The sequence below is a fragment of the Mycolicibacter acidiphilus genome, assembly GCF_018455725.1.
In the GTDB taxonomy this organism is placed as follows: domain Bacteria; phylum Actinomycetota; class Actinomycetes; order Mycobacteriales; family Mycobacteriaceae; genus Mycobacterium; species Mycobacterium acidiphilum.
The window spans coordinates 20054-27305 of sequence record NZ_JAHCLR010000035.1; the positions used below are offsets into that span (position 1 = coordinate 20054).

Below are 7252 nucleotides of genomic sequence, written 5' to 3' on the forward strand. Positions count from 1 at the left end.
CACACCGAACAGCACACACGCCTACAGGAAGGCTCCTCTAGTGTACCGCCTACGCACGTGCGGCGTAGGCGTCGGCAATGAACCTCAACAGGTCGTCATCGCTGAGACTGGTCACGTCCGTGAACGGGTCAGCGGTCGGCGTATGCGTCGGGGTATGCGTCGGTGTAGCGGTCGGCGCGGTCTGTGGGATCGGCGCGGCTTTCGGCGCGCTTGTCCTTGTCCCCGATGGCTGTGGGCGATCAGCGGCTGGTGGCTTAGTAGACGACGCTGCGGCGGGCTGGTGATCCCGTACAGGGACGCTGTACGACGCGGGCTGCGTGGTCCCCACTGTGGTCGGTGCAGCGGTGGGCTGGTGATCACGTACGGGGTCGCTGTACGTCTTCGGGGTGTCGGCGGGTGCGGTGTTCGCGGACTCGGTGGGCTCAGCGTTCTTGTTCACCGTGGGTTCGGTGTTCACCGTGGGCTGCTCGGTGGGCACGTTCGGCTTCGCCTTCGGCTTCCGTAACGCGGTGCCTGCGGTCGCCTTCGGCTTCGGCGCGTCATCGAACCCGCCTGACCTGCGGAGTTCATGTCCTTCGGTTCCCGGCGCGGCGGCTTCACCCACGAACTCGTCGTCGGTATCGGTGTGATCTAGGTCTTGACCATCACCTCGACCATCACCTTGATTTTCGCCTTGGTCGGGGTTGAGGTAGGGGTTGAGGTCTTGACCATGATTACTGCCCTCTACGGCGGTATCAGTCATCGTCGGCTCAACGCCGACACCAGACGCCACGCCTTCGGCGGTCTCCCCGATCACGTCCATCGTGGCGTCCATCGTCTCGGACACGACCTCGCCTGCTGCTGTCATCGTCTCGGATGCGACTTCGCCTACGGTGCGAAGAAAGCCCTTCGCGGGATCGACAAGTGCGCCGTTCACGGTATCCGTGACTACCTCGACTGCAACGACACCAAGGCTCGTCAACACGCCCTGGAGTCCGTTAACCAACCGTGCCGCCTTCGACCTCTCGTCATCGGCTTCGGCATCGAACTCGGTGGCTTCCTCGGTGCGGTAGAACATCCGCGCCGTTCTTGCCTGTCCTGCCGCCTTCGCTGCCTGCTCTTGGTGGTCGATGATCGAATCGCCTATGTCCGAAACGGGAGTGCGGTATTCCTCAGGCAACGCCATGATGATGCCCTGCTTGAACCACATAGCAGTCTTCGGGTTGGAGAACTGCTCGATCAAGCGCTTCTCGTCCACGTCCGCGCGGGCTGCCGCAATCTCTGTCTTGTCGGCGTCCGTAACCGTGCCTTCCGTGAGCTTCTCGGCGTACTTATTGCCCAGCTCCTCATACGCCTTCTTCGCCTGTGTCGCATCACGGCGGGCACGGCTGTGCTCGGCTGCACAATTGTGCGCGCGGCACCGCTTTCCACCTTGGGCTCGTGATTGGCACATGTGATCACTACCTCGGGATCGCGGGCAACATCAGCGCGGGGATGTCAACGGTGCAACTCAGCGGATTAGTCCACAGGACTTCACCGCCAGCCGCGAAGCAACGCGCCTCGAACGTGCGCTCACTCAGACCGCCAGGGAACGGTGCTGTCCGCGGCCGGCGTTCGGCGGGGTGCTGTTGGACAAGCCGTTGGTGTTCGCCCCATTCCTCCGCAATCTCAGCGATCCTGTTGTCGATGTACGTCTTTGGGTTGGCGCGTAGCTGCAACTTCGTCCTCCCCAATGCGCCTTTCACGGCTTCCTCGGCTGCCTTGGTTGCAGCGGGGCTGGTACCACCAAGATCGCCTAACGTCATCGGGGACGCGGACGCAACGGGCTGCGGCTGCGGCTCGGGCTTCGGTGCGGTTGTACGTCCGAAATAAAAGCCCATCACCAGCGCGCCGACCGCCGCCAACGCCAACGCTGCCCCTACCGCAAAGGTGCGAGCGCGGTCGAGTTCGGTCTCCAGGTTGGCAATCACGGCTTCCTGACGGTCGATCTCCCGCAACGTAACGGTGAGGTCGTTATCGGTTGTGCCCATTTCTTCTTCTCCTTACTTGTTTGGTTCCCTACCCGCGATCACGGGTAGAAGTCGAGGTGGTACATACGTGAACAGTCCTCGGGCACACCACCGTTGCGGAGCACCTGAACGCAAGCGATATCCCGCTGCCCCATCGGAACTGCGAACGGCTGCTCGGTTGGTGCGGCGCGCTTCTCCCACACCACACCACCAGCGGCACCAATACCGATCAGCGCGATTGCGGCAACCGTGGCTCCTGCAATCGTGCGGGCACGCACAACGCGGAACGGCTTGATCGGCGCTGCGGTCGGGGACACCACCATCGGCGCGGGCGGCGCTGGAGGTAGGTCGTTCGGGTCTACCTCATGGATGAGGTCGTTGTCGGACATGTGTACTTCTCCTTCTTTGGTTGGGTTCTGCGTTGGCTGCCAATGGAGCAGTTCGGCAAACGGATCAGGCATGTGCCCGCTTTCCTTCGTTACGACAGCGGACGGCGGTCGCCGCTGCGCCAATTGCGGTCAGCGCCGCAAGACCAGTGCCCATACGTAGGGCTAGTTCTTCGTGCTCGGCGCGTTCATAAGCCGCGCGATCCAGCCCGTCGATGCGCCAAATCAGACCGGCCTCGGCGTTGCGGTAGCCGTACTCCGTGACCCATACACGCGCGTCGCCGTTCGACATGAATCCAACGTCACCCGTCAGGTCCGAAACACGTTGATAGACAACTGTGAACCGCTCCACGTCCTCGCGCGATAGGTCGGGGAACCGTGCACGGACTTGGTTGGGTAGGTCATCAAGTTCGGCGTTCGTTGTCGGTGCGTCGGCGTCTCCGTAACCGAACGCGGCGTAGGCGTCAGCCGCCAGGTGATCGGCGTACACCCACATGTCGGTCAACGAGGTCTCATGCAATCCGTCGTCCAACGCCTGCTGTACTGCCTCGTCAGCGTTCTTGGGCATGATCGACACCAGCTCGGACGTGTGCGATTCGGCGGCAACACGCTCGGCAAGCGTTGGCGGTTCGGGGTTATGAGCGCTAACGATCTGCGCGCTTACACCCAGACCTACCGCCACCACGGCGGCACCGATGGCGGTGACTACCAGACCACGCGGCTTGCTCTTCGTGATCATGCTCCTGCTCCTGTCAGTACGGAGGGCGACAACACGTCTTTCCCGTTGCGGTGATCGTGATTGCGGGCTTTCCAAACACCCGATTCCTTCGGCACGTCCAGACCAGGCGGCAACGACACCGCTCGCTTCTTGAAATACCCAAGTCGGGCATCGGAAACCTCGACTGGTGTGTCCCAACCCAACAAGAACGCCCCTGCTGCCGCCTGCGCGACGACGTAATAGACGAAGTTCTCTTTCGCTTTCGGGATGTCGTTCCAGATTCGGCATACGTTGTCTGCGGTGATCGAAAAGCCCTTCATGCCAGGGTTGTATCGCCCCGTTAGCCATTGCTGGACGGTGGTCGGCGAAATCTCCGCAATCGGGATACCCAGTTCGGTGAACGCACTGGCGATCTCCCACCAAAGGAGGGCACGCCTTGGTCCGCTCGGGTCTTTGCTCTCATCCGTCAGGATCAGCTTCGACATGACAACTAATGTCGGTGTGCCACGCGCGATTACGTTCTTCACCACGATCTGCGCGTTCGCGGCTGTGGATGTACAAACCCCGTTGATGTTCTTGTCGCCGTCAGCCTGCTCAGGCATGGGGATCACCAACGTCTTCGGTGTCTCGCCCTCGATGTAGCGAGACACGGAGATGTTGCGCGGCGTGACGTTCAGGGCTGCCACGAACGGCGGGTTCTGCTGTGTCATCTCGATCATTCCTCCTCGTAGATGGGCATATCAGCGGACACGGGCGCTGGTACTTCGGTCAGCGGCGTGGGTGCCGCCGTTGACTGTTGTGGCGGCTTGATCAGACCGCGCTTTTGAGCTTCGGCTAATGCTGCAAGTAGTGCATCGTCGTCGAACTTGGGCTTGCTGCCGTTGGTGTTCGGTTGCGGCTGCGGCTGCTCACGTGCGGGCGCAGCGGGCATGGCGAACGGTGGAGGCGTCGGCACGATTACCTCAGCGGGCGTCTCGGTCGGCGCGGGCTGTTCCCGAACGGCGTCCTCGAATCGCGGCGCGGGTTGTACAGGGTGTCCGTGTGTCAGCGACTCAACAAGAGCGGTTTGGTCAGTGACAGGCTCGGAGTTCGCAAGCTCGGCATCCAGCGTGTTGTTGTCCTTGTACCCGCTCTGGAACAGCACAACCCCGAAGCCGTCCGTCTCCATAGCCCCGCGTCCTTTGGCTGCCATAGGGATTTGGGTAGGGTCGGCGTTCTCAGGCAGCTTCCCAAGCACACAGATCGCCTGCTCGGGCGTGGACACACGGAATGCCGCCTTCAACGCGGCGTTGTCACGGATAACCGTGGGGACGCTCGTGCTGTCAGGCTTCTGCGTTGTCAAGACAAGGATGATTCCAACAGAACGCGCCTTTTGGATCAGTGTGCGGATGAGCTTCTTGATCTCATCAAGGATTGCCTTCTCTTCCTTGCCGATAGCGCTGGATGCGTCCAACCACGTCTGCACCTCGTCCAAGATCACGAAGATGGGTGTCATACCGATTTGCTCGCGCATCTCAAGCGGCACGTTCCAGAAGTTGTTCGCCTTCAACGTCTTGAACAGGTATTCGGCACGCTTCGGACGCAACTCGTCCAGTTGGCGCAACACCTCAAGGGGCGCGTCGATGTCGCCCGTGGCGTCGTATGTGCGGGCGATCCGCTTGAGCGGTAGTAGGTCGAAGCCCGCTTTCCCGTCGAAGACATGCAATTCGGCTTTACCCGCCATACCAGCGAACACAGGGAGCATGGAGGCGGTCTTGCCCGATCCAGGGACACCGCCGACAACCATTCCCGATGACCCGTTCCACGTGACCCACGCGGGTGCGCCAGTGCTCGTAATCCCAAGTAGGGACCGACCTTTGGCGGCGTCGAACTCCCCACTCGTGATCACAGCACCTTTGAACGGATCGCGGTCACGGAATCGCAAGCGGATGTTGCTGTCGTCATCCTCGTCAATCGTCAACTCGGACGTGTCGATCTTCAAACCAGCTCGAAGGGCGCTCTTGAGTGTGTCGATCTTCTTGACCCACTCCTTAGCGCTGTCCCCAAGACGGTGTTTGTAAACAAGGACAAGTCCGTCAGCCTTGATCTGCGCCTCGATCAGCTCGGGGACGGTGATCGTGGTCACGCTGCGGCTGTACTTGTCGTACGTGCCTACTTCGGTCTTCGTGGTCTTGTCCTCGTCCGCAACGCCCGCCTTCTCCAGCAAGTCAGCCATGAACTCGTCGTCGCGTAGCTTGGTCAGGCAGGGGTAGGACTCGTATGCGTCAGTGAGCGCGTTCTTGATCTGTTGGACGAACTCGGGGTGATCCTCAGCGATGCTCGGGAACCGCGCTTTGAGTGATCCGTACACCGCGTCGGAAGCGGTGAACGAGCCGCCGCCGTGGCGGAGGGCAAGCAACGCGCCAAGACCTGCGCGACGGGTCTTCATGTCAAGGTCAGCGGGGGGCTCAGCCAGCACGTGCCACACCAAGATCGGGCTCTTGTTGCTATACGTGGCACCCGTGTAGACCTTCATCGGCTTGGTCAAGCGCTCTTTTTCGGCGTCCTTCTCCTCATCCAGAAGTCGTGCGCGCTCAGCGGCTTCGGCGTCGCGTCGGGCTTGTTCCACCTTGTGTCGGGCGGCTTCCAATTCGCGTCGGTAGTCATCAGCGGACTTAGCCATCAGGACCACCTCCGCCCGTGATCAGAGGTCGTGTTGCGCTCAGCCGCCAGGCGTTCGGCGTGGCGTTCAGCGGCGGCACGGTCGGCTTCGGCTTGTAGTTCGGCGGCGGTTCGATCAGCAAGGCGGTTCTGTTGCGCGATCTCATCCTTGAGCCGCTCGATCTCGGCTTCCTCGCTATAACCGCCGCCCTGAGGTGCAGACGCGGCGGCAACGGGCTGGGGCTTGTCTGCACCCAACGCAGAGAAGAACCAGATCACCAACAGGAGTCCGCCGATACCGCCACACCAAGCCGCTGCGGGTGGGTTGGTGCCCGAGATGACGAATGCGAAAGCGATCAGACCCAAGCCGATGACGGCGAGCTTCGTGCGGAATTTGGAGTCAAGGAATGCACGAAGTCCGTACAGCGCACCAGCCCCGCCAAGACGCGCGGCGGCTAAGCCGATGACCTTGGCGCGGTCTTGCGCGGTCACGGGATCGGCGGGTGCATCACCTCGGGCGAACGTGCCATCGACTTGGGGGACAAGGACACCACGGGCGAGTTGTCGGTTGTGAAGGTCACGTGCCCATGCGTGCAGGCGCGCGTCTTCGGCGTTGATTCGGTCAACCCATGCGTTTAGGTACGCCTGTTCGGTATCGCGGTAATCGGGGTGCACGAACTCGAACGCCTTTAGCCGCGCTTGGCACGCGTCGGCTTCGTTTTTCCACAACCCAAGAGCGGCGTAGACCTGCTCCTGTTCCGTGCTCGGTGCCAACGGAGGCAACGGACGGACGGGTGCGTGTTCATTAGGTGTAGTCATGTCCGTGTCCTGATCTCAGAACAGCGATTCGAACGGGTTGCCGTTCGGGGTCTGTGGTCGCAGCTCGTCGGCGTAAGCGGGATCGACACCTGTTGGTGTCGGTTCGGCGTCGGTGTCTGACTCGGGCTGTGCACCCGACAGATCGACGGGCTGCGTGTACACGGGTGGAGCTTGATGTTCGAAGTCGGGCCTGGTGTTGATGTGCACGTGATAGGTCGTCGGCGCGGCGGTGTCGGATTCGTCCTCGTCGTTCTTGCCATGCTTCTTGAACCAATCGCTAACACCCCAACTGATCAACGCCACAATGAAGAATCCGAAAGGTGCGCCCATCCCCATGAGCGTGTCGAATCCCCGCTCGATGGCACTCTTCTCGTGTCCGAAGGTGACGGGCTGCGGCGCGGTGCCCTGCTGTTGGTGCAAGCACTTCTGGAGTTGGTCGTACGGCTGACTCCAGTCACAGGTCGGGGACGCGGACACGGGCGACGCGGCAGTGATTGCCCCGACGACAGGTGAAAGCGCGACAAATGCGGCGGCGATTGCGGCTGCGGTCTTGGTCATGTACATGTCCTCCTTCCTCAGAACAAGTCAGTGAATGGGTTAGACCCACTTGGGGTCGTGGTCGGGATGGTCGGCGGCTGCTCGAAACGGCTAGAACGGGCTTCACGTTCGGCGGCACGGCGGGCTTCACGTTCGGCGGCACG

The 7252-nt window shown here is 61.6% G+C and carries 8 protein-coding genes; all 8 read right to left on the reverse strand.

Annotation, left to right across the window (positions count from 1 at the left end):
* Nucleotides 1–49 precede the first annotated feature (49 nt).
* The 8 genes from KIH27_RS15905 to KIH27_RS15940 all read right to left on the reverse strand — a co-directional run bounded on the left by KIH27_RS15905 (nt 50) and on the right by KIH27_RS15940 (nt 7109).
* Nucleotides 50–1432 (reverse strand): hypothetical protein, encoded by a 1383-nt coding sequence (locus KIH27_RS15905; protein WP_214093934.1) that lies wholly within the window; start codon nt 1430–1432, stop codon nt 50–52.
* A 7-nt stretch (nt 1433–1439) separates the two neighbouring features.
* Nucleotides 1440–2009, reverse strand: coding sequence for a hypothetical protein (locus tag KIH27_RS15910; RefSeq protein WP_214093935.1), 570 nt, complete (start codon nt 2007–2009; stop codon nt 1440–1442).
* Between the two features lie 38 nt (nt 2010–2047).
* On the reverse strand, nt 2048–2377 hold the full coding sequence (locus KIH27_RS15915) for a hypothetical protein (protein WP_214093936.1): 330 nt from the start codon (nt 2375–2377) through the stop codon (nt 2048–2050).
* A 64-nt stretch (nt 2378–2441) separates the two neighbouring features.
* A complete protein-coding gene (locus tag KIH27_RS15920) occupies nt 2442–3113 on the reverse strand; it encodes a hypothetical protein (protein WP_214093937.1) in 672 nt (223 codons plus the stop codon).
* On the reverse strand, nt 3110–3811 hold the full coding sequence (locus KIH27_RS15925) for a hypothetical protein (RefSeq protein ID WP_214093938.1): 702 nt from the start codon (nt 3809–3811) through the stop codon (nt 3110–3112). Before KIH27_RS15925 ends, KIH27_RS15920 begins: the two co-directional genes overlap by 4 nt.
* Nucleotides 3808–5754: a hypothetical protein gene (locus tag KIH27_RS15930; protein ID WP_214093939.1), complete on the reverse strand. Its 1947-nt coding sequence runs from the start codon at nt 5752–5754 to the stop codon at nt 3808–3810. The genes KIH27_RS15925 and KIH27_RS15930 overlap by 4 nt, the downstream gene beginning before the upstream one ends.
* Nucleotides 5754–6506 carry a hypothetical protein gene (locus tag KIH27_RS15935; protein ID WP_214093940.1) on the reverse strand — a complete coding sequence of 251 codons (753 nt, stop codon included), beginning with the start codon at nt 6504–6506 and terminating at the stop codon, nt 5754–5756. Before KIH27_RS15935 ends, KIH27_RS15930 begins: the two co-directional genes overlap by 1 nt.
* 60 nt (nt 6507–6566) lie before the next feature.
* On the reverse strand, nt 6567–7109 hold the full coding sequence (locus KIH27_RS15940; RefSeq protein WP_214093941.1) for a hypothetical protein: 543 nt from the start codon (nt 7107–7109) through the stop codon (nt 6567–6569).
* Between the last annotated feature and the right edge of the window lie 143 nt (nt 7110–7252).